The sequence below is a fragment of the Neolewinella aquimaris genome, from assembly GCF_014197245.1.
Lineage (GTDB): Bacteria > Bacteroidota > Bacteroidia > Chitinophagales > Saprospiraceae > Neolewinella > Neolewinella aquimaris.
On record NZ_JACIFF010000003.1, the window covers coordinates 409,133 to 433,683 of the forward strand.

27 protein-coding genes and 1 tRNA gene are annotated in these 24,551 nt (G+C 54.2%); 18 read left to right on the top strand and 10 right to left on the bottom strand.

What is annotated here, in order from left to right:
- Window positions 1–17 precede the first annotated feature (17 nt).
- Window positions 18–1,190, top strand: coding sequence for a pyridoxal phosphate-dependent aminotransferase (locus tag GGR28_RS08265; RefSeq protein WP_183495292.1), 1,173 nt, complete (start codon window positions 18–20; stop codon window positions 1,188–1,190).
- Between the two features lie 76 nt (window positions 1,191–1,266).
- Window positions 1,267–2,361: an AEC family transporter gene (locus tag GGR28_RS08270; RefSeq protein ID WP_183495293.1), complete on the top strand. Its 1,095-nt coding sequence runs from the start codon at window positions 1,267–1,269 to the stop codon at window positions 2,359–2,361.
- 6 nt (window positions 2,362–2,367) lie between these two features.
- On the opposite strand, the gene GGR28_RS08275 is transcribed toward GGR28_RS08270, so the two are convergent.
- The 4 genes from GGR28_RS08275 to GGR28_RS08290 all read right to left on the bottom strand — a co-directional run bounded on the left by GGR28_RS08275 (window position 2,368) and on the right by GGR28_RS08290 (window position 4,141).
- Complete coding sequence (locus GGR28_RS08275) at window positions 2,368–2,745, bottom strand: PRC-barrel domain-containing protein (RefSeq protein ID WP_183495294.1); 378 nt, start codon at window positions 2,743–2,745, stop codon at window positions 2,368–2,370.
- 6 nt (window positions 2,746–2,751) lie between these two features.
- Window positions 2,752–3,198 carry a hypothetical protein gene (locus tag GGR28_RS08280; RefSeq protein ID WP_183495295.1) on the bottom strand — a complete coding sequence of 149 codons (447 nt, stop codon included), beginning with the start codon at window positions 3,196–3,198 and terminating at the stop codon, window positions 2,752–2,754.
- 1 nt (window position 3,199) lies between these two features.
- Window positions 3,200–3,568 (bottom strand): phage holin family protein, encoded by a 369-nt coding sequence (locus GGR28_RS08285; protein ID WP_183495296.1) that lies wholly within the window; start codon window positions 3,566–3,568, stop codon window positions 3,200–3,202.
- Window positions 3,569–3,664: 96 nt separating this feature from the next.
- Window positions 3,665–4,141, bottom strand: coding sequence for a YtxH domain-containing protein (locus GGR28_RS08290; protein WP_183495297.1), 477 nt, complete (start codon window positions 4,139–4,141; stop codon window positions 3,665–3,667).
- 239 nt (window positions 4,142–4,380) lie between these two features.
- Here GGR28_RS08290 and GGR28_RS08295 point away from each other — a divergent pair, with 239 nt between their 5' ends.
- Window positions 4,381–4,914 carry a helix-turn-helix transcriptional regulator gene (locus GGR28_RS08295; RefSeq protein WP_183495298.1) on the top strand — a complete coding sequence of 178 codons (534 nt, stop codon included), beginning with the start codon at window positions 4,381–4,383 and terminating at the stop codon, window positions 4,912–4,914.
- 26 nt (window positions 4,915–4,940) lie between these two features.
- On the opposite strand, the gene GGR28_RS08300 is transcribed toward GGR28_RS08295, so the two are convergent.
- Window positions 4,941–5,477, bottom strand: a complete 537-nt coding sequence (locus tag GGR28_RS08300; RefSeq protein ID WP_183495299.1) for a response regulator transcription factor — start codon at window positions 5,475–5,477, stop codon at window positions 4,941–4,943.
- A 15-nt stretch (window positions 5,478–5,492) separates the two neighbouring features.
- Window positions 5,493–5,816 (bottom strand): thioredoxin family protein, encoded by a 324-nt coding sequence (locus GGR28_RS08305; protein WP_183495300.1) that lies wholly within the window; start codon window positions 5,814–5,816, stop codon window positions 5,493–5,495.
- Window positions 5,817–6,169: 353 nt separating this feature from the next.
- Between GGR28_RS08305 and GGR28_RS08310 the strand changes: the two genes are divergently transcribed.
- The 5 genes from GGR28_RS08310 to rplI all read left to right on the top strand — a co-directional run bounded on the left by GGR28_RS08310 (window position 6,170) and on the right by rplI (window position 9,628).
- Window positions 6,170–6,682 (top strand): RNA polymerase sigma factor, encoded by a 513-nt coding sequence (locus GGR28_RS08310; protein WP_183495301.1) that lies wholly within the window; start codon window positions 6,170–6,172, stop codon window positions 6,680–6,682.
- Between the two features lie 276 nt (window positions 6,683–6,958).
- On the top strand, window positions 6,959–7,942 hold the full coding sequence (locus GGR28_RS19350; RefSeq protein ID WP_183495302.1) for a M23 family metallopeptidase: 984 nt from the start codon (window positions 6,959–6,961) through the stop codon (window positions 7,940–7,942).
- 259 nt (window positions 7,943–8,201) lie between these two features.
- Complete coding sequence (gene rpsF / locus GGR28_RS08320) at window positions 8,202–8,672, top strand: 30S ribosomal protein S6 (protein WP_183495303.1); 471 nt, start codon at window positions 8,202–8,204, stop codon at window positions 8,670–8,672.
- Between the two features lie 30 nt (window positions 8,673–8,702).
- The gene (gene rpsR, locus GGR28_RS08325) at window positions 8,703–8,969 is read left to right on the top strand and encodes a 30S ribosomal protein S18 (RefSeq protein ID WP_221233841.1); all 267 of its coding nucleotides are present in this window, start codon (window positions 8,703–8,705) and stop codon (window positions 8,967–8,969) included.
- A gap of 212 nt (window positions 8,970–9,181) precedes the next feature.
- Window positions 9,182–9,628, top strand: a complete 447-nt coding sequence (gene rplI / locus GGR28_RS08330; protein ID WP_183495304.1) for a 50S ribosomal protein L9 — start codon at window positions 9,182–9,184, stop codon at window positions 9,626–9,628.
- Between the two features lie 10 nt (window positions 9,629–9,638).
- On the opposite strand, the gene GGR28_RS08335 is transcribed toward rplI, so the two are convergent.
- Window positions 9,639–10,613: a KpsF/GutQ family sugar-phosphate isomerase gene (locus GGR28_RS08335; protein WP_183495305.1), complete on the bottom strand. Its 975-nt coding sequence runs from the start codon at window positions 10,611–10,613 to the stop codon at window positions 9,639–9,641.
- Between the two features lie 242 nt (window positions 10,614–10,855).
- On the opposite strand from GGR28_RS08335, the gene GGR28_RS08340 reads away from it, so the two are divergent.
- Window positions 10,856–13,072 (top strand): RecQ family ATP-dependent DNA helicase, encoded by a 2,217-nt coding sequence (locus tag GGR28_RS08340; RefSeq protein WP_183495306.1) that lies wholly within the window; start codon window positions 10,856–10,858, stop codon window positions 13,070–13,072.
- A gap of 94 nt (window positions 13,073–13,166) precedes the next feature.
- On the opposite strand, the gene GGR28_RS08345 is transcribed toward GGR28_RS08340, so the two are convergent.
- Window positions 13,167–13,254, bottom strand: a tRNA-Ser gene (locus GGR28_RS08345).
- A gap of 147 nt (window positions 13,255–13,401) precedes the next feature.
- On the opposite strand from GGR28_RS08345, the gene dprA reads away from it, so the two are divergent.
- The 3 genes from dprA (at window position 13,402) to GGR28_RS08360 (ending at window position 16,982) form a co-directional block, all read left to right on the top strand.
- Window positions 13,402–14,499, top strand: coding sequence for a DNA-processing protein DprA (dprA, locus tag GGR28_RS08350; protein ID WP_183495307.1), 1,098 nt, complete (start codon window positions 13,402–13,404; stop codon window positions 14,497–14,499).
- 81 nt (window positions 14,500–14,580) lie between these two features.
- Window positions 14,581–15,765: an alkaline phosphatase gene (locus GGR28_RS08355; RefSeq protein ID WP_246416535.1), complete on the top strand. Its 1,185-nt coding sequence runs from the start codon at window positions 14,581–14,583 to the stop codon at window positions 15,763–15,765.
- Window positions 15,766–15,932: 167 nt separating this feature from the next.
- Window positions 15,933–16,982 carry a fatty acid desaturase gene (locus GGR28_RS08360; protein WP_183495308.1) on the top strand — a complete coding sequence of 350 codons (1,050 nt, stop codon included), beginning with the start codon at window positions 15,933–15,935 and terminating at the stop codon, window positions 16,980–16,982.
- Window positions 16,983–17,054: 72 nt separating this feature from the next.
- Here GGR28_RS08360 and GGR28_RS08365 read toward each other — a convergent pair whose 3' ends face one another.
- Together GGR28_RS08365 and GGR28_RS08370 are read right to left on the bottom strand one after the other, a co-directional pair.
- The gene (locus GGR28_RS08365; protein ID WP_183495309.1) at window positions 17,055–18,296 is read right to left on the bottom strand and encodes an ABC transporter permease; all 1,242 of its coding nucleotides are present in this window, start codon (window positions 18,294–18,296) and stop codon (window positions 17,055–17,057) included.
- 24 nt (window positions 18,297–18,320) lie between these two features.
- Window positions 18,321–18,773: a MarR family winged helix-turn-helix transcriptional regulator gene (locus GGR28_RS08370; RefSeq protein ID WP_183495310.1), complete on the bottom strand. Its 453-nt coding sequence runs from the start codon at window positions 18,771–18,773 to the stop codon at window positions 18,321–18,323.
- Window positions 18,774–19,031: 258 nt separating this feature from the next.
- Here GGR28_RS08370 and GGR28_RS08375 point away from each other — a divergent pair, with 258 nt between their 5' ends.
- From GGR28_RS08375 to gcvH, 6 genes are all read left to right on the top strand, one after another.
- Window positions 19,032–19,715: a LolA family protein gene (locus GGR28_RS08375; protein ID WP_183495311.1), complete on the top strand. Its 684-nt coding sequence runs from the start codon at window positions 19,032–19,034 to the stop codon at window positions 19,713–19,715.
- 60 nt (window positions 19,716–19,775) lie between these two features.
- Entirely contained in the window at window positions 19,776–21,155 is a 1,380-nt protein-coding gene (locus tag GGR28_RS08380; RefSeq protein WP_183495312.1) for an NAD(P)H-binding protein, read from the top strand.
- A 33-nt stretch (window positions 21,156–21,188) separates the two neighbouring features.
- Window positions 21,189–22,001, top strand: coding sequence for an aldo/keto reductase (locus GGR28_RS08385; RefSeq protein WP_183495313.1), 813 nt, complete (start codon window positions 21,189–21,191; stop codon window positions 21,999–22,001).
- Window positions 22,002–22,073: 72 nt separating this feature from the next.
- Window positions 22,074–22,694, top strand: coding sequence for a hypothetical protein (locus GGR28_RS08390; protein ID WP_183495314.1), 621 nt, complete (start codon window positions 22,074–22,076; stop codon window positions 22,692–22,694).
- Window positions 22,695–22,830: 136 nt separating this feature from the next.
- Window positions 22,831–24,135: a citrate (Si)-synthase gene (locus GGR28_RS08395; protein WP_183495315.1), complete on the top strand. Its 1,305-nt coding sequence runs from the start codon at window positions 22,831–22,833 to the stop codon at window positions 24,133–24,135.
- A gap of 23 nt (window positions 24,136–24,158) precedes the next feature.
- On the top strand, window positions 24,159–24,548 hold the full coding sequence (gene gcvH, locus GGR28_RS08400) for a glycine cleavage system protein GcvH (protein ID WP_183495316.1): 390 nt from the start codon (window positions 24,159–24,161) through the stop codon (window positions 24,546–24,548).
- Window positions 24,549–24,551: the final 3 nt, after the last annotated feature.

Genomic DNA, 24,551 nt, shown 5'->3' on the forward strand with positions numbered 1-24,551 from the left:
TTCACAACTATCCCACGATGCAACCTACTACCCGCCGCCAGTGGCTTCGCCGCGCCGCCCTTACCGGAGCCGGGCTGGCCGCCCTGCCCAACCTGTCCCTAAGCGGACACACTCCCCACGCCGGGCACCTGGGCTTCCGGGAGTACATGCCCCAGTACGAATGGGAACGTACGCTGGCCGGACGCCCCGAACTCAAGGCCCGTATGCTCGCTAACGAAAACCCCTACGGCCCTTCTCCCCTGGCGATTCAGGCCATTGCCGCTTCCGCCTCCGCCGGCAACCGGTACCAGCACGAGGCGGCGGCTCAGCTGCAGAAGATGATCGCTGACTTCGAAGGCGTACCGGAGGACTACATCATGCTTACGCCGGGTTCCTCCGACGTTCTGGAAAAAATGGCCATCATTCACTTCGTTGGAGGGGGCAACGTAGTTGCCGCCGACCCCGCCTACATGTCGCTCATCAAGGTTACGATGGGTATGGGCGGTGAGTGGAACAAAGTGAAACTGACCGACGACTGGTCGCACGATCTGCCCGCGATGAAGGCCGCGATCAACGACGACACCAAAATGGTGTACATCTGCAATCCCAACAACCCAACCGGTACGCTCACGGACAACGAGGAACTGAAGCAGTTTTGCCGGGACGTAGCGGATACCACGCCCGTCTTCGTCGACGAGGCGTACCTGGAGTTTCTGCCGGATTACAAATCCCAAACGATGGTCCCGCTCATCCTGGAGGGCAAGAATGTCATCGTCGCGCGCACCTTCAGTAAAATCCACGGCATGGCCGGCTTGCGTATCGGCTACGCGGTCGCGTTACCCGAAACGCTCGACCTGGTATACCGGGTGAGTCGGGGAAATATGGGGCTGTGTAAGACCAGCCTGGAGGGCGCCATGGCGAGCTTGGGCGATACCGAATTCCAGGATGCAAGCCGGGAGCAAACGACCGCCTTCCGCGAGCAGACCTACGCGGGCCTGGAGAGTCTGGAACTCGCGTACGTGCCCTCCGTAACCAGTTTCATCCTCTTCCCGATTCAGTTGGAGGGAAAAGTCTTTCTGGAACGCATGTTCGACCAGGGGATCGGAGTCCGATCGTTCAACGTACACGGAAAAGATTACTGTCGCGTAAGTGTGGGTAAGCCGGAGGAGGTTGACCTGTTTCTCACGGCACTCAAACAGACCCTGGTGTAATTTATGTTGCTCCGCTCCGGGGGGTTATTGTTGGCCGCCCGGAGCAATTTTTGACTACTGAACCCCAACTACCAGAATGAATCCAGCGCTCCAAAAAACAATTGCCTTCGCCTTACTGATCCTCGCCGGTTACCTGATGCAGCGCAAGCTCAGCGGGAAGCAGGATCTGGCCGGTGTGAAGGTGCTCATCCTGAGCATCATCCTGCCGGCGACCATCTTCGTGGCCCTACTAAAGGTCGAGATTTCCGTTAGCCTGCTCCTGTTGCCGGTGCTGGCGCTGGTTCTGAATGCCGCCCTGTATCTCGTGTCTTCCTGGGCCTTGCCCCGGCTTGGGTTTGCGGCGGACGGTAAGGAGTGGCGTACGATAATGATGCTTGTCCCCTCCCTGGCGCCGGGGCTGAGCGCCTTCCCATTCATTCTGGAGTACCTGGGGGATGGGTCGCTCGCCCTGGCCGCCCTGGCCGACGTGGGAAACAAGGTGTTCGTACTTATCGTGCTCTACCTTATCGCCATGAACTGGTACTACCGCGGTCGCGAAGCGGACTCCGAAAAGATCAACCGGCGTACCAAATTGAAGGACCTGGGAATATCCCTACTAAAGGAACCGGTGAATCTGGTCATCATCACCGCGCTGCTGATGCTTACGTTTGGGTTGGACCTCAGCAGTTTACCCTTCTTCGTGGAGGACACCGTGGCCCGCCTGGCCGGGCTGATGACGCCTATCGTATTGTTGTTCATCGGCATGGCCGTCAACATTCGACGCGGGGAAATCGCGCGCATCGTACGGGTACTCTGCTTTCGTTCGGGGCTAGCTTTTTTACTGAGTGGAGTGCTGATCTACCTGGGCGGGATCGCAGGAGCAACGGCTTTGCTTGCGGTGATCTTTGCCCAGTGCGCCGTGAGTTTTTGGCCCTTCGCCCACATGTCCGCGGTTGAATTGCTGAGGGGAAAAAGCGGGGCTGCCGTGTTCGATCTAGACTTAGGGCTGAACCTTCTTGCCTTCTCCCTGCCTTTTTCGACCCTGGTCATCCTGACCGTTTTCTCCTTCGGAGACCATTTTGCGTCGCCAACCGTAATCGCCCCCGTGGGCTTGCTGATGCTTGCTTATCCGTTCGTATACGTCCTCCGACCCCTGTCTCAGACGGGAGAAGTGGAGAAGGCACGTGCGTAAAGGCGACTAGTCGTTATCGCTCCGGTGCCCGGCAACGGCCGAGTAGGTAGATAGATACCGGCTAAAGCTGGAGACGTCCTCGACCTCCGTATCGCCGTACTGACCGGGCAGATCCAGAAAAAAACTATGGTCGGCCTTGCCGATTTTCGCGTTAAAGGTCAGCGATTCTACGGCCGTATCGAAGTAGAAGAAGGAGTGATGAACGGCAAATAGGAGGGTTTCTTCGCTGCTTGCCTCTTTGCCGTGGGGTGACAGGATCAGGTAGGTGATCTTACCGTTGTCCTTGTTACAGATTATGTCCTCCAGGATGGCAATATCCGTTCCGGCCGTGGATTTAATTTCACTTCCGATAATCGCAGAGAGAGAAAATATGGGGTTTTCCATCCCGCGCTATTTGCGTACTGCTGCTCGTTTGGCGGTATGAGCGGCTTCCTTCGCCTGCTGGGTATTCACCGTACCGATGACGGCCTGGATGATGGGGATAAGCAAGCGGCCGATGCCGATGATGGAGGTAAGGGTTTTTGCCCGGTTGCGTCGTTTGGGGGATTTTTTGCCGTCGTAGGGTCGTCCGTCGGGATATTCGTGAATCACCTTGGTTTCCTTGATCACCGGGGTACCTCCCTTCTTAGAGGACAGGAGGTTGCTCAGGACCATCATCCCGACAACCGCGCCACCAGCGGGCAGGGCGACGTTCTTGAGCAGGAAACTTCCGGCGTTGCCCTTTGTGGTACCGATGCTGTGGGCGAACTCACGTTTTGCGAGTTCGGTTTCCATGCGGACCTGCTTTTTGCGTTGTTGGAGTTCCGCTAGGCTATTGATTTTTGACTTGCGTATCATCTTAAACTTCTTTTCCGTCGTGTTGGAAGAATTTGGTGATCACCTTGCTTACCGTAGGGTCCGTAATGAGGCTACGCTTTAGTAAAAGTATGATCAGGAATATCACCAGTAGGATGAGGGTGACTGCTCCAAACCCGTACACACTGTTGTCGAAGGCGTCGGCCAGTGCGAATCCCAGCGTGACGAGTGCAAAGAGAAGCGTGATCAGTCCTACCACGGCCAGTACGATGCCGGTGATGATTCCCGAAATCACATTTGCTGAGGTTTCCGCCAGGTTCAGTTTAAAGTACTCTATTTTCTTCTCGACGAGACGGTTGACGTAGCCGTAGCTTTCTCCTAACTGTTCGAGCAGTTCTTCTTTTGCCTGCATATCTAGGGTTGATTTAAATAAAAACGGCCATGCAGTGGTGGGTACATTGCATGGCCGTTGCTGGTTGAAGCTAAACGGGCGGCAGCCTCGTTTAAATTAGCTTTTGGTAGTGCGGTCGATCTTTTCGCGATTCTCGTCCATCTTCCGTTCGGCCTTGTTGACGCCGCGGTTGAAGCTGCTTTCCGCATCGCTGGCCGTAGCCTTGGCTGATTCGCCGGCGGCGTGGGCCTTTTCTTCGACGGTCTTCTTGACGGAATCGGCCTGGGTAGAAGCCCATTGCTTGCCTTCTTCGAGTTTTACCTTTGCCTGATTGGTCAGGTCGTTGGTTTTGGCCTTGGCTTGCTCCAAGTATTCCTGGCTCTTGGTCTTGGCGGTATCTACCAGTTGGTTTGCCTTAGTGGAAACTTGCTGGGAATAGTCGTTGATTTGATTGCCGTACTCGTCGAACTGGGCCCGAGCCTTGCGCTGCATGGAGCGGCCTTCGTTGGAGTTGAGGTAGTAACCTACGGCAATGCCTGCAAGCAGACCAAAGCCAAGCGCCCACCCTTTACCGGAACTATTGTTGTCATTCATTTGTGGAAAATTTAAGTTAGTGAGCATCAAAACGACGTTCAGTAATTAGATCGTGGAGGGAGATAAAAATGTTCATTGAGCTCCATCTAAGATACGATATAGACTACGTTTATCCCCTATTTCGTCCGTTCATTGTGTTTAATATTACCTGACACATATCGTCGTCCGCAGAACCGACGTTGAAGCTTTATCTTCGTGTTCATCATGTGGTGACACTACAACCAAATAAACCCCAACAAGTGAATTTTTTATCCAGCAACATCCGGTTTCTGCGGAAGCGGCGTAAGTTGTCACAACAACAGCTCGCCGACGATCTGGGCATCAAGCGAAGCAATATTGCCGCTTACGAGACAAAGAACGTTGAGCCGAGGCTATCGCTCATTAACGACATGGCACGCTATTTTTCGGTCCCCTTGGAGGACATGGTCGTGACCGACATCGCTTCAATCAGCAACGATGATGAAGTGATTAACGGGTTCAACCGGGGTCTCAGCCAGAATACGATCGAAGAAATCAAAGAGGTGTCCAACAAGATCCAGCGAATGCTCGATGGATTCAAGATCTTCTATGAGTTCAAGCGCGACATGACCGACGGTTCGGCGCCATCGATCGACGGCGACATCGACAACTTTCTGGTTTTTATCAACCACATGTCGGAGTACAACCGGCTGATCGAAAACTCCTTGCGGCCCACTTACCCCGTTACTGGCGGTCACAGTGAAGTCAACAATAGCGAACCCCGTTCGTCCGCTTCCGCAATGATGTCCATGTAGGGCAGCGTCAGGCAGCCAGCCGGGAGCTACCTCAGGTTATCGGCAACTTCCTGGAGGCTAAGGGCGATTTCATCGCTGCCGGGAAAGTTGAGTTGGCGGAGGAGTGCGATACTCTTACCAAGTTTGATCTGATTATTACGGCGGCGATCCCACTCGATCTCCCGCTGAGCCATTGCTTGCTCGTTCTGCTTGATCACACTGGTGAGCAACTCCGGCAGGTTGCGGAGGTTCTCCTTCAGCAAGTAACCGGAGGCACCGGTGAGGATCGCTTCGGCAACTTTCTCTTCGTCGTTGAGAATGCCGGTAATGAATATGAAAGGTGTACTATCCAGGTGCTCTCTCACGTAGAGTAGCGCTTCCAGGCCGTTCATGTCCGGAAGGTTGTAGTCAGATAAGACGACGTCTGGCTGAAACATGGTAACCTTTTCTTCAAATTCGGCGCGGTGCCGGGCTACCGCAAACAGCACACTGGGGTTAAACTTCCTAACCTGTCGCTTGACCAGTTCAAGGTCAACCGGCATGTCCTCTAGTACGAACACCTTAAATATTTCGTCGCTCATCATGGATTCTAATTTGTCTTATGAGTTCTGCTCGATGAGTTCTACGATGCTGCTTCCACCTACGGCTCCCTGCACCCGGTCAATCAACTCGCCGTCCCGTACAAAGAGCAGCCCCGGAGGATTGGTCACATTGAAGATCTTGCAAATTCGCGGCGAATCCTCAACATCAGCTACCGCGAAGAGCACTTTTCCGTAGCGGTTTGAAAGCCCTTCCAGTAAGGTACGCATGATGATGCCGTGCCCGTCCCAGGAGGAGGTGATGAGCAGTAGCGAGAGGCCCGAACGAGTCAATAGCTCATTTATCTTATCATCATCGATTTTCTTGAGGGTGTGGCTTTGCATCGATTAAATTCCAGATTCGCCTGTTCCAGGCGAAAGGCGGCAGTATGTAGTGGACCAGTATAGTTTAACAGCCCCTGATGTGGTTGTCCTTGGTCGGATTAACGAGGTCAATCAGTGCTTGTTCGCACGGATCCGAATTTGTCTTCTCCGGAGGTGGCAGACCGCTCAATTGCAGTTCCAACGACACAACTTCATTTACTGTATATAATCATTTGGTTGAATACCACTGTGCCTTAGCCGCTTTAGATATTTGTAATAGACTGATATGTAAACAAATAGCTGCATGGCACGATCTTTGCTGCCTATTGGCAGAGTGCATTCTACCACCTTACACACATTTTTACAGTTTTAATATGACCAACCAGCAGTTCATGTCCGAAATGGACCGACTTGAAAACATTCTTTTTTCGTTTGCACTCCGCCTCACCCGTAATTACGAAGACGCCCAGGACCTCATGCAAGAGACCATCTTCCGTGCCTACAAGCACCGGGATAAGTTTGCTATGGGCACCAACTTCAAAAGCTGGTCATCCACCATCATGCGCAACACTTACATCAACCGGTACCGGAAGATGAAGAGCCGTAAGCACGTCAACGAGCCGGTCGAAAGTTTTCTGTTTGCCGTCGAGAACAAGAGTGCGATCGCCAATGGCGGAGAGATGAACATGCGCATGGAGGAGCTAGAGGATAAGCTTCGCCAGATCAGTGAGATTTACAGCGTTCCCTTCCTGATGTTTTACCGGGGATACGAGTATAAGGAGATCGCCAGCTACCTGAACATCCCCATCGGAACGGTCAAGAGTAGGATCTTTCTGGCCCGCAAGAAACTCAAGGTGCTGATCGGGGAGCGCCCGTCTGCCCTCTAGCGCGTTACCCAAATCTTAAATTTTTCGACTTAGCTGAACCAAATAAGTGTAACTGCCGCGATCGGGCCCTTCGTCTCCGTATCGTGTAAGCTACATGGTGATACAACGCTCAACTTTATTTATTTGGAGTTGTAGCTTTACGAACGACGACTTACTTTGCCGCCGGCCACCGTGCCGCGTTGACGAGTAAGCCGTCGTTTGCACATACCGCAGTGGAGGATTAACAAACCAACAATCCATGCCATAGCGGTTTTTTTCTGGTTCAAGATTTCGTTAATGAGGCGTGAAAAGTTTGTTTTTAACCCGCGTACCCTAAAGTACGACGGACTCGGAAGGCCCCTAAACTTCACCTTACTCAAGGCATTTGGGTTTTTGTGCGCTGCAGTGCTGACCGGCCTAGTGTTCACGGCAGTTGTGCACCGGTACTTTCCCAGTCCCGGCGAGCGAATGCTGATGCAGGAACTTGAAATTGCCAAAGCAGAGAACGAAGCGCTAGCCACCGAGTACGCGGACCTCTCCGAGGTCGTCTCTCATCTACATGATCGCAGCAACAACACCGTTCGACTGGCTCTGCGTATGGAACCGGTTGATGATGATGTGTTCCTAGGTGGTAAGGGAGGTCACGATGCTTACGAAGATCTGCGAAGTTTCCCGAATGTCGGGTCGGAAATGGCGGACCTGCGCGCCAGGGTAGACCAGCTCCGGTACCAGATCGACTTGCACAGTCGCTCGATCGATGAGGTTGCCGATATTGCCCTGCGCAAAGAAGACATGCTGGCGTCCATTCCCAGCATTAAGCCCATTCGCGACGACCAGTTTACGCGCAAAATGGAAAATCTATCCGGCTTTGGCTTCCGGATCCACCCAACCCTGGGTGTGAATAAGATGCATTACGGCATCGACTTCAACTGCCGTAAGGGCACCGAAATACAGGCGTCAGGTAAGGGCGTCGTCGAATCTGCCGGACAGCATGCGGGATACGGAAATTGCGTGGTGATCGATCATGGGTACGGATTCAAATCGCGGTATGCGCACATGAGCTCCATCAAGGTTAAGAAAGGACAGAAGGTAGACCGTGGCCACCTCCTCGGCCTGGTCGGAAGCACGGGGCAGAGCACCGGCGATCACCTTCACTACGAAATTGAGAAAGACGGCGAGCGGGTAGATCCGATTCAGTACTGCTACGATGGCCTGACTACGGAAGAGTACCGTGAACTGGTCACGGCCTCGCGGCAGATGAACATGTCGTTCGACGAATAACCGGGATTTTTTACAAACCATTCAAATTGGGGCGATCATTTTTTGATGATTGCCCCATTTGTTTTTGGGGGTAGGGCGCTGCTCTTTCTGAAGTTCACTGCTCCTGCGTACCCGCCCGCCGCTGCTACGCTTTGGTTCTTTCTCCTTCAGATGCTTGCAGGATAAGCGAAAAAACGTATCTTTGCACCCGCTTTGGACCCACCCACGGGACTGAAGCGTGCGAAACCATTGTTTTTAACTAATCAGTACACCTGATCCGATGAGAAATTACGAGACTACCTTTATCGTAGACCCAGTGCTGTCGGGGGATGAGATCAAAGCGACAGCTCAGGCGTACGTAGACAACCTCCAGAAGGAGGGCTGTGAGATTGTTTTTGTGGATGAGATGGGCCTGCGTACGCTGGCTTACGACATCAACAAGCGCAACAACGGTGTCTACTACTGTGTGGAGTACACCGCTCCAAACGGCGCCTTTCTGAGAAACTACGAACTTGGCATGCGCCGCGACGAGCGCATCCTGCGTTTCCTTACGGTTGCGCTTGACAAGTACGGCGTGCAGTACAATGCCGACAAGCGTGCCGGCAAAATTGGCAAGGCCAAGCGGCACAAGCAGGAGAAGCCTGCCAAGACCGAGCCCGCCGCCCACGGCATCAGCCGTAAGAAGGCCGATAGCCCTCACCTCACCGGCGTGCCCTCGGGCGATGCCGAATCCTTTAAGGAAGAGGAATAACTACAGTAGTAACCCTTAAAACAGCGCATCATGGCCACTCGCGATGATATTAAGTTCCTCTCGAATCCCAAGATCGGAGGACGTAGAAAAAAGTACTGCCGCTTCCGGAGGTTCGGCATCAAGTACATCGATTACAAGGATCCCGATTTCCTCCTGACCTTCGTCAACGAGCAAGGTAAGATCCTTCCCCGCCGCATCACCGGCAACTCCCTCAAGTACCAGCGTAAAGTCGCCTCCGCGATCAAGCGTGCCCGTCATCTGGCGATGTTGCCTTACGTGACGGACCTGCTTAAGTAGGGTGTGAGGGAGTGAAGGACTTAAGGGTTGAAGGAATGAAGGATTGAAGGGTGAGAGCCACCTCGATCCTTCATCCCCTCACTCCTTCAATCCTTGACCCCCTCACTCCATTTATAGAAACTAACCGGCGTACAGTACGGGGCACCGCTCCTAAAGGCCGGGACACCATAATAAATTTCAAATGTGAAGTTTGAGATTTTAAATTTCATACCATGAAAGTAATTATGCTGCAAGACGTCGAGAAAGTCGGCGATAAGCACGAAGTAATTGAAGTGAAGGACGGTTTCGGCCGCAACTACCTGCTTCCCCGCGGGCTGGCCATCATTGGCAATAAGTCTAACATGGGCCGTCTCAATGAGATGATCCGTCGTGAGAACGCGCAGGAGCAGAAGAAACTGGACGTGTACCGTGAGGTAGCCAACAAGCTGAAGGGCAAGACCCTGCGGGTAGGTGCCAAATCGGGTACGAGCGGACGCATTTTCGGTTCGATCACCCAGCTGCAAATCCGCAATTTGCTGCAGGAGCAGTTCGGCGTAGACGTCGAGCGCAAGAAGATCATTCTTCCCGAAGAAGCAAAGGAACTCGGTACCTACCAGTTTACCATGCGCCTGCACCCGGAAGTGGTACAGGAGATGGATATGGAGATCGTCCAGGAGTAGGCAACAACTTCTAGACCATCCCTTCCCGCATAAAGTCGTGGAGGTGTACGAAACCCAGGTACGCACCGGCTTCATCCGTTACGATGAGCTGACTGATGCTGTCTTCCCTCAACCGGGTAACCGCGGCGACCGCGAGGTCCGTGTCAATAACGGATTTGGGAGAGGTGGTCATCATATCTTCGGCCCGGATATCGGTCAGATCGGTGTGGCGATTCAGCATTCTTCGCAGGTCGCCATCCGTGATGATACCGACGAGTCGTTCACCCGTACGATTTACTACCGCAGTGGCTCCCAGGCACTTACTGGTCATCTCGTACAGGGTGTCCAGTAGTGGGGTGTCGGGATAGACCAGGGGGCGCTGGTTACGTGGGTAAAGATCTCCCACTTTTAGGTACAGTTGTTTGCCTAGCGACCCACCCGGATGAAATTTCGCGAAATCGGCGGGAGTGAATCCACGCAGCGCGAGTAGGGAGGTGGCTAGCGCGTCTCCCATCGCCATTTGCAGGGTCGTGCTGGTGGTGGGTGCGAGCTCATTGGGGTCTGCTTCCCTCTCGAAGGGAGTCAGCAGAAGGTATTGTGCTCGGCGGGCCAGGGTTGAATCGCGCTTACTGGTCATGGCGATCAGGGTATTGCCCATGTTTTTGACGAGCAGGGAAAGCACATCTATTTCGGCGGTTTCGCCGCTGCGACTGAGGACAAGTACCAGGTCTGAGGGTTGCACCATACCGATATCGCCGTGAATCGCGTCTCCTGCGTGTAAAAAAAATGCCGGAGTTCCGGTTGAATTAAGGGTAGCAACAATCTTTTGGGCCACTAATGCGGTTTTACCTACACCGGTCACGATGAGTCGATCTCCCCGCCGGTAGATGGCTTCCACGCAAGTTGTAAAGTCTTCTCCGATGCTATCAGCTAGCTGTTCCAGTGCCTTGGCTTCGATGCGGAGGGTCTGGCGGGCTGTTTCGGAAACGGGGCTGGAATATTTCAAGTCGGTTTGTATTTTCGTCGCGATGAGCGATGGGCAAAGTTGGGAATGACTTTTGGTATATTCTATCGTCTCATGATTTGGAAGCCAGAATTAGCCCTATTTTAAAGGGAAAGGACTACTTAACCATATAACTGCGGAATAAATCCGAACCAATCACCTTTTTACACTGTCATTGCATCCACGGTCGATCCGTGTAGAGGCGGGCAATGACCATGGGTTGATTGGAACAAAGCGATACATCAATGACTGCAAAAGCGTCAGTTAACTTTCTTGAGGAAGCATTAGCCGAAAATTTCGGGTTCGACACATTCAAGGGAAATCAGGAGGCCATCATCCAGTCTCTCTTCGACGGCAAAGACACCTTTGTCATCATGCCTACGGGCGGCGGAAAAAGCCTCTGCTACCAACTACCGGGTATCATGATGGAGGGCTGCGCCCTCGTCATCTCGCCGCTGATCGCACTCATGAAGAATCAGGTCGATTCGATCCGTTCGCACGGCGATAGCGACGAGATCGCTCACTTCCTCAACTCCTCCCTCTCGAAAACGCAGATGCGGCAGGTAAAGGAAGACATCACCTCCGGTAAGACCAAGTTGCTCTTCGTTGCCCCCGAGACCCTTACCAAAGAGGAGAACATCGATTTTTTCCGGGAAGCCGTGATCTCCTTCGTTGCCATCGATGAAGCCCACTGTATTTCGGAGTGGGGACACGATTTCCGCCCCGAATACCGGCGTATCCGAGAAATGCTCGACATGATCGGACACGACATTCCGATCATCGCCCTCACGGCTACGGCTACCCCCAAGGTGCAGTCCGACATCGTGAAGAACCTCCGCATGGGGGAGGATCAGAACACCTTCGTCTCCTCCTTCAATCGCGACAACCTTTACTACGAGGTTCGTCCCAAGGGAAAGAAGGAGTACACCTTCCGACAGATCATCAAGATCGTGAAGGAGATGCCCGATCAGTCGGGGATCATCTACGTACAGAGCCGCAAATCGGCCGAAGAGATCGCACAAGCGCTGGTGGTGAATGGCATCAAGGCCGCACCCTACCACGCCGGACTGGATCCCAAGACCCGGTCCCGCACCCAGGACGAATTCCTGATGGAGGATGTAGACGTCATCTGCGCCACGATCGCCTTCGGCATGGGCATCGATAAGCCCGACGTGCGCTTCGTGATGCACTACGACATTCCTAAGTCCATAGAGAACTACTACCAGGAGACCGGCCGCGCCGGCCGCGACGGTATGGGAGGGCGGTGTATTGCGTTTTACGCCTACAAGGACATCCTGAAACTGGAAAAATTTCTTCGCGATAAACCCCTGATGGAGCGCGAAATGGGAGCCCAGCTGATGCAGGAGGTGATGTCGTACTCTGAAACGACCGCCTGTCGCCGACGCTTCCTGCTTCACTATTTTGGTGAAGAATACGACGAAGCGAACTGCAACAAGATGTGCGACAACTGCCGGCACCCGCGCGAAAGAGTAGCGGTGACCGAGGAGATGGTCCAGGCACTTACGTCGGTCAGGCTACTTGACGAAAACTACCCGCTTAAGACACTCATCGAGTTCGTACTGGGGAAGGAGACGAAGCAGATGAAGGACTACGAGTTCACCCAGCTTCCGGGTTTCGGCTCGGGAAAGGGCAAGGAAGAGGTCTTCTGGAGTTCCGTATTTCGTCAAGCACTTCTCAATAATTTGGTGCGCAAGGACATTGAATCTTACGGCACCATCAAGCTAACGAAGAAGGGCGAAGCTTTTCTCAAAAAGCCCGTAAAGTTCGAAATCCCCATCGACCACGACTTCGAAAAGGAACTGGCCCAAGATATGCAGGGTGAGGCGGACGATGCTAAGTCTGTCGTGCTGGATCAGGCCCTGTTGCTGGCCCTTAAGGACCTGCGGAAGAAGGAGGCCAAGCGGCTCGGGATTCCTCCCTTCGTGATCTTCCAAGATCCCTCTCTGACAGATATGGCCACGCGCTATCCCGTGGATCTGGAGGAGATGAAGAACATTCACGGCGTCAGCATTGGCAAAGCACGTCGGTACGCGACTCCCTTTCTGGTTCTGATCGAGAAATACTGCGAGGAGAATAACATCGACCGGCCCAGCGACTTTGTCGTGAAGCAGGTGGCCAACAAATCAAAGACAAAGGTCAACATCATTCAGGGAGTGGACCGCAAGCTACCGTTAGAGGATATTGCTTCCGGTAACCAGCTCACCATGGACGAGCTACTCAGCGAAATGGTTGTCATCGTCTCCTCCGGAACCAAGCTGAACATCGACTACTACGTCGAGGAGGAAGTCGACGAATACAGCCTCGAAGAAACCTACGACTACTTCATGAACGCCGATACGGACGATCCCGATCTGGCTTTCCAGCAGCTCAAAGAAGAGGATGTCACCATCGATGAGATCAAGCTGGTGCGCATCAAGTTTTTGAGCGAAATGGCGAATTGACAGGGAGGAGGGATTGAAGGGATTGAAGGATTGAGGGGCATCAGGAACATCATTCCCTCAATCCTTCTTTCCTTCAACCCCTAAACACCCGATGCGGAGGATGAGGGATTCGAACCCCCGGTACCCGTAAGGGCACACCTGATTTCGAATCAGGCACGTTCAACCAGCTCCGCCAATCCTCCGGAAGCTCGGCAAATTTAAGACGGATTATCGAAACATTCTGTTTGAATGTAGTATATTTGAGCTGCCGCGCACTACAAATTTAATTAGCTCCCGCCCCGTATTTTTTCCTCGCTCGCGGCAAATTCCTGGATTGTACACCCCTAGTTATGTCTTCGGAGGAATACGCCGCCGTCGCACTGAGCCGCGTTCCGGCCATCGGGCCTAAATTGTTTCGTCTGCTGGTTAGGCACTTCGGCAGCCCGGCCGCAGTGTTGGAAGCTGGTCGCAGAGAACTGTTGGAGATTCCCGGAATAGCGGAAAGGACCGCCACCCAGTTTGAAGGTACTCAGCACCTGAGGGAGGCGGAAAGGATTGGTCAGTTCTGTACCAGCCACCGGGTCAACGTTCTTTTCTGGAGCGGTGAGGCATATCCCTTTCCCTTGGCTAAATACGATACCGCCCCGGCCGTTCTATACCACTACGGGACGACCGACTTTACTAATACACGCTCCGTAGCCATAGTCGGCACCCGCAGGATGAGTGCCCTCGGAGCACAACAGGTCGAGCGAATTATCGATCCGCTCGCCGGCTCCGGAGTCCTGGTGGTCAGTGGATTGGCCTATGGCGTGGACATCACCGCACACCGTCGCTCCATGCAGTTCGGCCTGCCCACTCTAGCAGTACTAGGAAGTGGTCTACAGCACATCTACCCGCGCACCCACCGAAAAGTAGCCCTTGAGATGGCGGAGCGGGGTGGTGGCTTGCTTACCGAATATCCTCCCTGGCAGTCGCCCGAACGGGAGCATTTTCCCGCACGTAATCGCATCGTTGCCATGCTTGCCGACATCACGGTAGTGGTCGAGTCCGACACGTCGGGGGGATCCATGATCACGGCCAACATGGCCCACGGTTACGGCCGTAGGGTGGGGGCGTGTCCGGGGCGGGGCGGGGATAGCCGGACGGCCGGATGCAATGCCCTGATAAAAAGTGGGCGCGCTCACTTAATTGAGGGTGGCGACGACATCCTACGGCTGTTGAATTGGCAATCGGGAGCGGCGTCCTCTCAGTTGCGGTTGTTCGACCTCGAACCGGGCGAGCGCCAGCTGGTAGACCTACTACGAACAGAGGAATCTCTGGCAATCGATGACCTCATCCGCGGGATGGAACTTCCGCCGACAAAACTTGCCGGTACCCTCCTCACGCTAGAGATGAAGGGAATTATTACAGCACTGCCTGGACAGCGGTACCGGGTCGCCAGTGGCTGAGGTCAGAGGGCTTCGTAAACTTTGACGCTTATTTAAAGTTGCTTGCCCTGCTGCATTCGGTCCTTGCTCTATCTTTGCTGCATGAACTACCTGCGTTTACTTTCCGGTTTCTTTGCCGTACTGATTTTCACCGCTTGTCCGCCGGCTCCCCAAACTTCTACCGCCCCGTCGGGAAGGAACACCCCTGGAGAGCCGGGATCAAATGATGCTGCGCTTCCCCCATCGGTCGATGGTTACGCCAGAACTCAGGGTGGTCCCAAAAACATCATCCTGATGATTGGAGATGGCATGGGCATTAGCCAGATTACGGCGGGGCTGTACAGCAACGGCAACCGACTCAACCTGGAACGGTTCCCGGTGATCGGTCTACACAAAAGCTACAGTGGGAACAACCTCATTACGGACTCCGCCGCCGGAGCGACGGCCTTTAGCGCGGGAGTTAAAACTTACAACGGTGCCATTGGGGTCGATCTGGATACGATGCCGGTAACCACCATACTGGAAATGGCGGAGGCCGCCGGAATGCCTACCGGTCTGGTCGCTACTTCATCCATTGTCCATGCTACTCCCGCGTCCTTTTATGCCCACGCGAAGTTTCGACAAAATTACGAAGAGATCGCGGCGGACCTCATGGACACCGACATTGACCTCTTCATCGGCGGCGGCGTGAAGTTCTTCGAGCGACGGGAGGGGGACACCCGCAACCTCAGCGATGAATTGAGAAAAAGGGGCAACGATGTCCGATCGTTTGTCGACACCGATCTCAAGAACCTGAAAGTCGATCGGGCCAAAAACTTCGCGTACTACACCGCGGACGGGGAGCCGCTTCCCTACAGTGAAGGAAGGGATTATCTCGTGGAGGCCAGTAAGCTCGCGGTCAACTTTCTGGACGAGCGGGATACGGGCGATCAGGGCTTCTTCTTGATGATCGAGGGTTCGCAAATCGACTGGGGAGGGCACGCCAACAAAAGCGACTACATTATCTCCGAAATGATCGAATTCGACAACGCCATCGGAGAGGTCCTCAACTTCGCCCAACGGGATGGTGAAACGCTCGTCATCGTCACTGCCGACCACGAAACCGGTGGCTATGCCATCAATACTGGTTCCGAGCTTGGCAACATCCAGGGAGCGTTTACCTCCGACTACCACACGGCCGATCTCATCCCGGTTTTCGCTTTTGGTCCCGGAGCTGCGCGGTTCTCCGGTATCTACGAGAACACTGCCATCTTCGACAAGATGAAGTTGCTGTACGGTTTCCGGTGAGTTTGCCTTCGTATAATATGACGCAACAATAACGTTTTGACCCGTAACACTAAGGGAGAGCATGCGTTATGACTGTTGTGAACTCGTGCAATCAGCGCCGGCAGTAGTATATTCGGCGCTTCTATCCATCCTGATTTGACCATGAGATCATTTTCAAAATCACCAACGTGCAAGTAAATATCCAAAACGGTGTGGATGATATCCACCAATCCCTCAAAAATTGGAAAACCATCATTTCCCAGTACCAGAAAGCAAACACCTGGCGTGCAATCGGACAGCTGTTCAGTAGCTTCGGTCCCTTCCTGGCCCTGTGGGTTGCGATGTACTTCAGCGTCGAATACTCCATCTGGCTGACCCTGGCGCTCGGTATGGTAAACGCGTTTTTCCTGGTTCGCATCTTCATTATTCAGCACGATTGCGGCCACTACAGCTTCCTCGGAAAGCGGAAGATGAACGACGCCATCGGCTTCGTTTGCTCCTTCTTTAGTTCCATTCCCTACACGTATTGGGCACGAGTACACAGCTTCCACCACGGTCACACCGGCCAGTTGGAGCACCGTGATATCGGAGACATCGACTTCCTCACGGTAGGTGAGTTCCGCAAGCTGAATGCTTGGGGGCGCTTTAAATACCGGGTCTTCCGCAATCCGGTCGTCCTCTTCCTGATCCTCCCGATGATCTACCTGGGTGTGGTGCTCCGTATGCCCCGCATCAATTTCCCCGGTTGGTCACCCATCATCCGGAAGCAGCAGATCAACAACCTGCTGATCCTCGCCGCCTACGTCGGGCTCGGCTTCCTGGTGGGTTGGAAAGCGTTCCTGATCGTTCAGGGCAGCATCATCTTCTTCTTCGGTATTATCGCATTCTGGTTCTTCTACGTACAGCACCAGCACGATCATACCTACATGCAGTGGTCCAAGAACTGGGACTACCTTACCGCCGCCATCAAGGGTGCAACTTTCTACAAGCTTCCCCGCTTCATGCACTTCCTTACCGGCAACATCGGCTACCACCACATTCACCACCTTAGTAGCCGTATTCCAAATTACAACCTGCGCCGGTGTGCTAAGGAGAACCCCGTTCTGCAGCGCCACGTAACTAAGATCACCTTCCTCCAGAGCCTTCCTCTTATGTTCAACAAACTATGGGACGAGGAAAAGCAGCGTATGATCTCCTTCCGGGAGTTCTACCGGGGTGAAGGCAAACTCGCCGCCTAAATCCGGCAAAGAATCTCTTGCACTGACGACCCGCCTCCGATCACCTCGGGGCGGGTCGTTTTCTTTTGTACGCTATCCTTCCTTCACCGCCAGTTCGACCAGCTCCGCACGTCGCGCGGGTAGAATGGATGCTAACAACCCAATGAACAGTACCGTGACTGCGACCACGACGAAGTCAAGCGGACGCAAGGATAGGGGGTAGGCCTCCGCCAGGGTATACGGTAGACCGATGATCTCGTAGCGCGTCTGAATGATGTAGACCAGCGTTGCCAGACCAAAGCCGGCCAGCAATCCGAGGGCGCAAATCAGCAGACCCACCCGGAGAAAGACATTTCTGATGTCGCGGCCCTCCATCCCCAGGCTCCGAAGAATTACGATGTCCTTTCGCTTTTCCAGTACGATCATCCACAACGCTCCGACCAGATTGAAGCTGATGAGGATCATCATTAGGGATACAATTGCGTAAGCAACGTATTTTTCCACGCGCATCAGCTTCAGAATGCTGTTCTCCTGTTCGAAGCGATTTTTAACGACGAACTGATCCCCGACCGCCTCGCGAATCCGTTGGTAGGTATTTCCGTTAGCAAATCCTGGGTGGAGTTTAATTTCGAGTCCGGAGACAATCCCATCCTCAACCCCCATAATTTCGCGGGCCAGTGAAAGTTTGATCACCACCGCCTGGTTTTCAAAAGCCTCCTGACTGCGCACGATCCCGACCGGCAACACTTCGCGTACCTGGTAGGGGAGCCTCCCCGAGGCCAGTATCGTTCCACCACCGCGCGTGCGGGGGCGGGGGACATAAATGGACAGCGTATTGAATTGGTTGAGGGGATCGATGAGTAACTCCTGAGCGAGATTCTGCCCCACGATGGCTCCGAGTGCCTGTACCTGCGGATAATCGAGGTCATACCTTCCCTCCCCGATCATCGTGTCGATCCCGTTGACGGCGGCGTAGTCGCTATCTACCCCCTTCAGCGGCCCGAAGGCTTGGTGACCGAGGTACTGGAAACGAGCCGTCTCCTCCAGGGTCTGGGAAATTACCCTGACGCCATCTACTTTTCGGATCCGGGCCAGTAGGTCATCGGTTGCTTCAAAGGTCTTACCCCGGGCCGCGGTAATGCGTACGTCGGGATTGAGGTTGTTGAACATACCCACGAAGATGTCCTCAAATCCATTGAACACACTAAGGGCAATGATCAGCGCAGCCGCACCGATGGCGACGCCGAAGGCGGCCACAAAGGTGATGATGTTGATGGCATTGGTTGACTTACGGGCGAAGAGATACCGCCACGCCATCCGCGCGGGAAGATTCATTGCCCAAAGGTAGTCAAGCGTCCCTTACTTGAGCCGGTCGAGCAGCGTGTTAAGGTGCTCGATCTCAGTCTCCGACAGTCGTTCGCTAATCATTGTGTCCAGTTGCCTCCTGTTGCGGTTGATCGCCGACAACAGTGACCTACCCTGGGTAGTGATGGTCGCACGGTTGCTTCGCTTGTCGTGATCCGAGGGAAACTTACTGATTAGGTTCTTCTTCTCCAGGCGATCCACCAGGCGGCTAGCGTCCGACATTTTATCGGCCAACATGTCCCGGATCTCCTGAATGGACAGGGAGTCCGGTGACCGGTCGTTCAAAATGCGTAGGATATTGTACTGCTTCGGTGTGACGCCGTGGGGCAGAAGGAACTGCCGCATGCTGTTGTTGATCCAGCTGCAACTGTGTAAAATGTTGAAACGTAAATCACGAAACTGATCATCGGAGATGATTCCGTTGCGTCCAAAATCTTCATTTTTCATTGGGTAGGGCTTGTTGGGGTTAGCGCAATCTGGTAGTTATAACAAGGGGTAATAGCAAAAGTAACAAATAAGCGTAAATGTTCTGAAATATAAGCAATTCAAAAACTAATTTCTGCAATCTTAGTGGTCTAACAGCTATAAGTCTAATTCGTGTCGATACGTTCGATCCTGTTCGCCGGTGTTTAACGTTGAATTAATAAACTCGCAACGGCCACCGCCCCGAATTTGACGTTTAAGACTACGAAAGCCAACCTACTTATGAAAGCTATTTTGATCACTCTTTCGCTGCTCATCGCGTTCCTCCCCCTGTCCGCCCAGGACGGATATTACGGAAAGGCGTCCGACAGCGATCCCGCTGCCAAACAAATTTTGGAGCAGATTCGCGATAAATACGATGGGTTCAACACCCTAGCGGCCAACTTCCGCCTGGAATTGCAATTTCCCGGACAGCCGGCGGAAATTCAGCGCGGCACGCTCAGCCGGCAGGGAGATCTGGTGCGCTTCAAGCTTGGCGATCAGGAAGGAATCATTAACAAGGAAGCTGCCTACTTCATCCTTCACGCCAGCAAGGAAGTACAGATCAATGACCTTCCGGCGCCCGGCGAAACCACCGGTATGCTTACCCCCCAGAACCTTTTCTCTTTCTACGAAGGGGATCAGTACATATTCGCTCTCCAGGGAGAGGAAGTACAGGACGGCAACCGCCTCATGGTCATCGAAATGAAACCCGTTGATCGCAACGCCAGTGACTTTACGAAACTACGGTTGCTGGTCGACGACAAGCGCAAGGAGATCGTTTCCGTGAGGGCCTTCAGCCGCGATGGTAGCACCTACGCCTTCTTCCTTGACACCCCCCGCGGCAACGCTCCGCTGGCCGACGGCACCTTCACCTTCAGCAAAGCTGAGTTTCCCGGCTATCACGTCGAAGATTTGCGTTTCTAATCTGGCGGGGACGCGGGTGCAGGGCTGACAACCAAGGAGCCGCGTTCCCGTTTGACCTGCATGGAACGACCTACCCTCGTTATTGCCGGCGCGACCGGCTTTATCGGCCGCTGGTTCATCGAACGCTATCACCGTGAGTATCGGATCATCGCGCTTAGCCGCAGCACTATGCGCCCCGATCCGGACTACGACAAAGCCGAATGGAGAAAAGTAGAACTTTACTCAATTACCAGTACCGAAAAAGGGCTAGAGGGGGCGGATATGGCACTCTACCTGGTGCATTCGATGTCTCCTTCTACGCGTCTGTCACAGGGCAGTTTTGAGGACACCGACCTGCTACTAGCCGACAACTTCGCCCGTGCCGCCAGCAACCGAGGAATAAAGCAAATTCTATTCGTGGGTGGTCTACTTCCTAGTGATGAAGTGCCCGAACAGTACAGCCGTCACCTACGCAGCCGCCGGGAGGTCGAGCTTACCCTGGCCTCCACCGGGGTGCCCGTGACCACGCTTCGTGCCGGTATTATTGTCGGGGCGGGCGGCTCCTCCTTTCAAATGATCGAAAAGTTGGTCCGGCGCCTCCCGGTGATGATCTGCCCGTCCTGGTGCCAGTCCGTAACCCACCCCATCGACTTAGACGACGCACTAAAGATCATCGATCACTGTCTGGGAAATACGTCTACTTACGACCAGGCCATCGACATTGGTGGTGCCGACACTACAACCTATATGAGCATGTTAGGCACCGTGGCCAGCTTGCTGGGTAAGCGCCGCATCCTGCGGCCCGTCCGCTACTTCAGCCCCGGACTTTCCACCTTCTGGGTGAGCAACTTTACCGATACCTCCGGTGATTTAGTCAAGCCCCTGGTCGAGAGCTTGCGGCATCGCATGGTCGCTGCCGACAGCAACGTCCTCTCCACTTTTCCCGATCGCCTGAACTTCAGGGAATCGGCAAGCAAGGTCCTGTTTACCCCCTCGACCCTATCGCCTTTACCACAGCGGGTACCCGAGCGGGAGGAGAAAAACACCGTCCGGAGCGTTCAACGCTTGCCCAATCCCCGACGCCATACGGCTACTTTTGTGGCCAGACTGTACCAGCGCTGGTTACCCGTTTTCTTCCGGGCGCTGGTGGGAGTAAAGAGTTCGGGTGAACACTCTACGTTTCAGGTCATGGGTGTTCCCCTACTGAAGCTCACCTTCATCCCGAGCCGGAGCGATGATCACCGCCAGCTGTTCTACATCGTCGGGGGGCTACTGGTGAAGCGTAAAAACAAGGGCTGGTTAGAATTTCGGAGCGTACTGAATGATCGCTACATCATCTCTGCAATTCATGACTTTGTGCCGTCGCTACCCTGGTATCTCTACATCATGACTCAGGCACCCGCTCACTCCTGGGTAATGAAGCGGTTTGGAGATTATCTGTCCCACAAAGAATCTAATTGAGAACTCGTTCCGCCAAAGTCCGTTCATGGCGGTATGAAAACTCAACGACTAAACAACGGACTCGAAATGCCCCGCCTCGGTCTCGGCGTATGGCAATCCAATAACGGGCAGGAAGCCATCTATGCCATACACTGGGCATTCGAGGCGGGTTACCGCCACATCGATACCGCCCGGATTTACAAGAACGAGGAAGCAGTCGGGAAGGCGATCAAGCAGGCAGAACTGCCCCGACAGGACGTATGGCTGACCACCAAGATCTGGAACGACGACATTCGCGAAGGCCGAACTACGGCAGCCCTCGAAGAAAGCCTGCGGCGGCTACAGACCGACTACGTCGACCTGATCCTGCTTCACTGGCCGGTCGACGGAAAAGCGGCAGCGTGGCAAGAACTTGAACGCGCGCTGGAACAGGGGAAAGTGCGCAGCATCGGGCTGAGCAACTTTATGGAAGCGGATATTGAGGAAATCATCGCTGCGGGTAATGTTGTACCGGCCGTCAACCAGATCGAATATCACCCTTACCTCGTACAGGCGGAGGCAATTGCGGCGAGTGACGAGCACGACATTGCAATCACGGCCTGGAGTCCACTGATGCAGGGCAAGTTTCTCCAGGAACCCCTCTTTGCCGAGATCGCCAAGCGCTACAATAAAACGCCGGCACAGGTAGTCCTGCGTTGGTGTGTGCAGAACGACGTAATCGTGATCCCCAAAAGCGTTCACCAGAGTCGCATCAACGAGAACGGCCAGCTGTTTGACTTCGAATTGCAGGAAAGCGACATGGTGGCCATCGACCAACTGGAGCGGGGGCAGCGCTTCGGGCCGGACCCCCACAATTTTGATTTTTAGTACCAGCTACCCGAACATATTATTCCAGGACAATTTTAACCGAGCGGACGCACCCCCCCCCCAACCGAATCCATGAGCGAATCCCACTTCTCCATTCTACGATCGTCGCTTTCCGGCGGGGCGATCTCCGCGCTGGTCATCTTTTTCGGTACAAAGTTTCTTGGCAACATTTCGGATGCGGAGGCCATCGACAACCTGCGGGAAATTCGGCCGACGCTTCGATTTACCGCGAGCGGGGCAATGACCTCGACGGCAACCATTCTTGCCCTGATGCTTACCCTGCTTTCGTTCAGCCAGAATGCCGACCGGAAACTGAAGGGATATCACTACGATCGAATCTGGTGGATTGCCCGCTTCGCCGCCATTGTTTTCGTGGCGGCCCTTATTCTGTTGATGTTGCTTAACGTACCCATCAACAATGCAGAGGAAACACTCGCCGGCACCTACAATGTGGTCTACTACATAATGCTGGTGTATGCCGCCATTATCGGTGGATTTATGATTACCATCATTCTGCTGCTCTACCAAGCCGCCCGCGACATCATCCTCATTGCTCATCCCAACCAAACGGCGGCGGACCTTTACATCAGCGACGACGACGGGGAGCTACTCACCAAGCGGGAACGGGAACGGATGCACCCACCGGATTCGGAGGATTCAGATAAGCAGGGTACCGCCGGCCAATCCGCGTAAAATTCCGTTATTTGCCGAACGGACCGCCGCCGGTTGTCCGGTGACGAACCCTACCTACACGGGGGCGTTAGCCAGTTATCCTCCGCCGCGTGCGGGAAGTCGATCGTGACCATATTTTCAAATTCTTACACCCTTAATGGAAGCCCTCAAACAGAAATTCGCCGACAAAGCCCTCGCCCTCTACCAGGAATTACGCACCATCGCCAAGGAAAAGGGATCCACCAAAGTAGATGAGGTTACCCTCGGGCAGGTACTCGGCGGAGCGCGTGGTATTAAAATGATGCTCTGGGAAACGAGTCAGCTCGACGCAACCAAGGGCATTCGGTTCAGGGGCTACTCCATCCCCGAGGTAAAGGAGAAACTTCCCAGCGGCCCCCAGGGTGAACCGAAACCCGAAGGACTCTTCTGGCTCATGCTGACGGGTGAGGTACCCACCGCGGAGCAGGTCGACGCCCTTACGCAGGAGTGGCACCGGCGGGCCGACATCCCCCAGCAGGTGTACACTACCCTCGACAGTATGCCGGCCGATACCCACCCGATGACCCAGTTTACCATCGGGATCATGGCCATGCAGTCGGACAGCGTTTTCTCCCGCCGGTATGCGGAAGGCCTGCCGAAGTCTGAATACTGGGATGCCGTCTACGAAGACAGCATGAACCTCATTGCACGTTTGCCCCACGTAGCCGCCTACATTTACCGGCGCGCATTCAAGGGCGGAGCACACATCGAGCCGGATACCAGCCTCGACTACAGCGCGAACTACGCCCACATGCTGGGCAGCGACGATGAAGATTTCCGCAGCCTCATGCGGCTCTACCTCACGATCCACGCCGATCACGAGGGCGGAAATGCCTCGGCTCATACCGTCAGCCTGGTTGGATCTACCCTGAGTGATCCGTACCTCGCGTTTTCCGCGGGAATGAATGCCCTGGCCGGACCCCTCCATGGACTGGCCAATCAGGAGGTCATCAAGTGGATCTTCGAAATGATCGACAGCCTCGGGACGGAAACGCCCACCGAGGAGCAAATTGCCGATTACGTCCAGCAAACCCTCGATGAGGGAAAAGTGATACCGGGATACGGACATGCGGTGCTCCGCGAACCAGACCCCCGCTTCACCGCCCAACGCCGCTTCGCCGAGCAGTACGTCAAGGATAGCGATCTGATTACCACCGTGTGGAAAATCTTCGACGTGGTGCCCCCGATCCTTCAGGGACTAGGTAAGGTCAAGAATCCCTGGCCGAACGTAGACGCCCACTCCGGAGCACTTCTCGTTCACTACGGATTTCGGGAATTCAGCTACTACACCGTGCTGTTCGGAGTCAGCCGGGCATTCGGGGTACTGGCCGCCGGTATCTGGAGCCGGGCTCTTGGAATGCCACTCGAGCGACCTAAGTCAGTAACCAGCGACTGGGTCAAGGCCCAGGTGAAAGACAATTAAACCATCCAAGTAAGCCAAATTTTATGAACGTTCCCGACCACCTTTTATATACCGAGGAGCACGAGTGGGTGCTGATCGAAGGCAACATCGCCACCATCGGTATCACTGACTTTGCCCAGGAACAACTGGACGAACTGGTCTACGTCGAGGTAGATACGGTAGGCGAAACGCTTGACCGCAACGAAGTCTTCGGAACCGTCGAAGCCATCAAGACAACCAGCGACCTGTTCATGCCACTTGCCGGCAAGGTCATCGAGTTCAACCCTGAACTCAACGAGAGCGAAGGGGACAACCCCACCATGGTCAACGAGGACGCTTACGGCAAGGGCTGGATCGTCAAGGTGGAACTTTCCGACCCCGATGACCGGGAGGGACTGCTCGACGCGGCCGCCTACGCGAAATTAATCGGATAACTT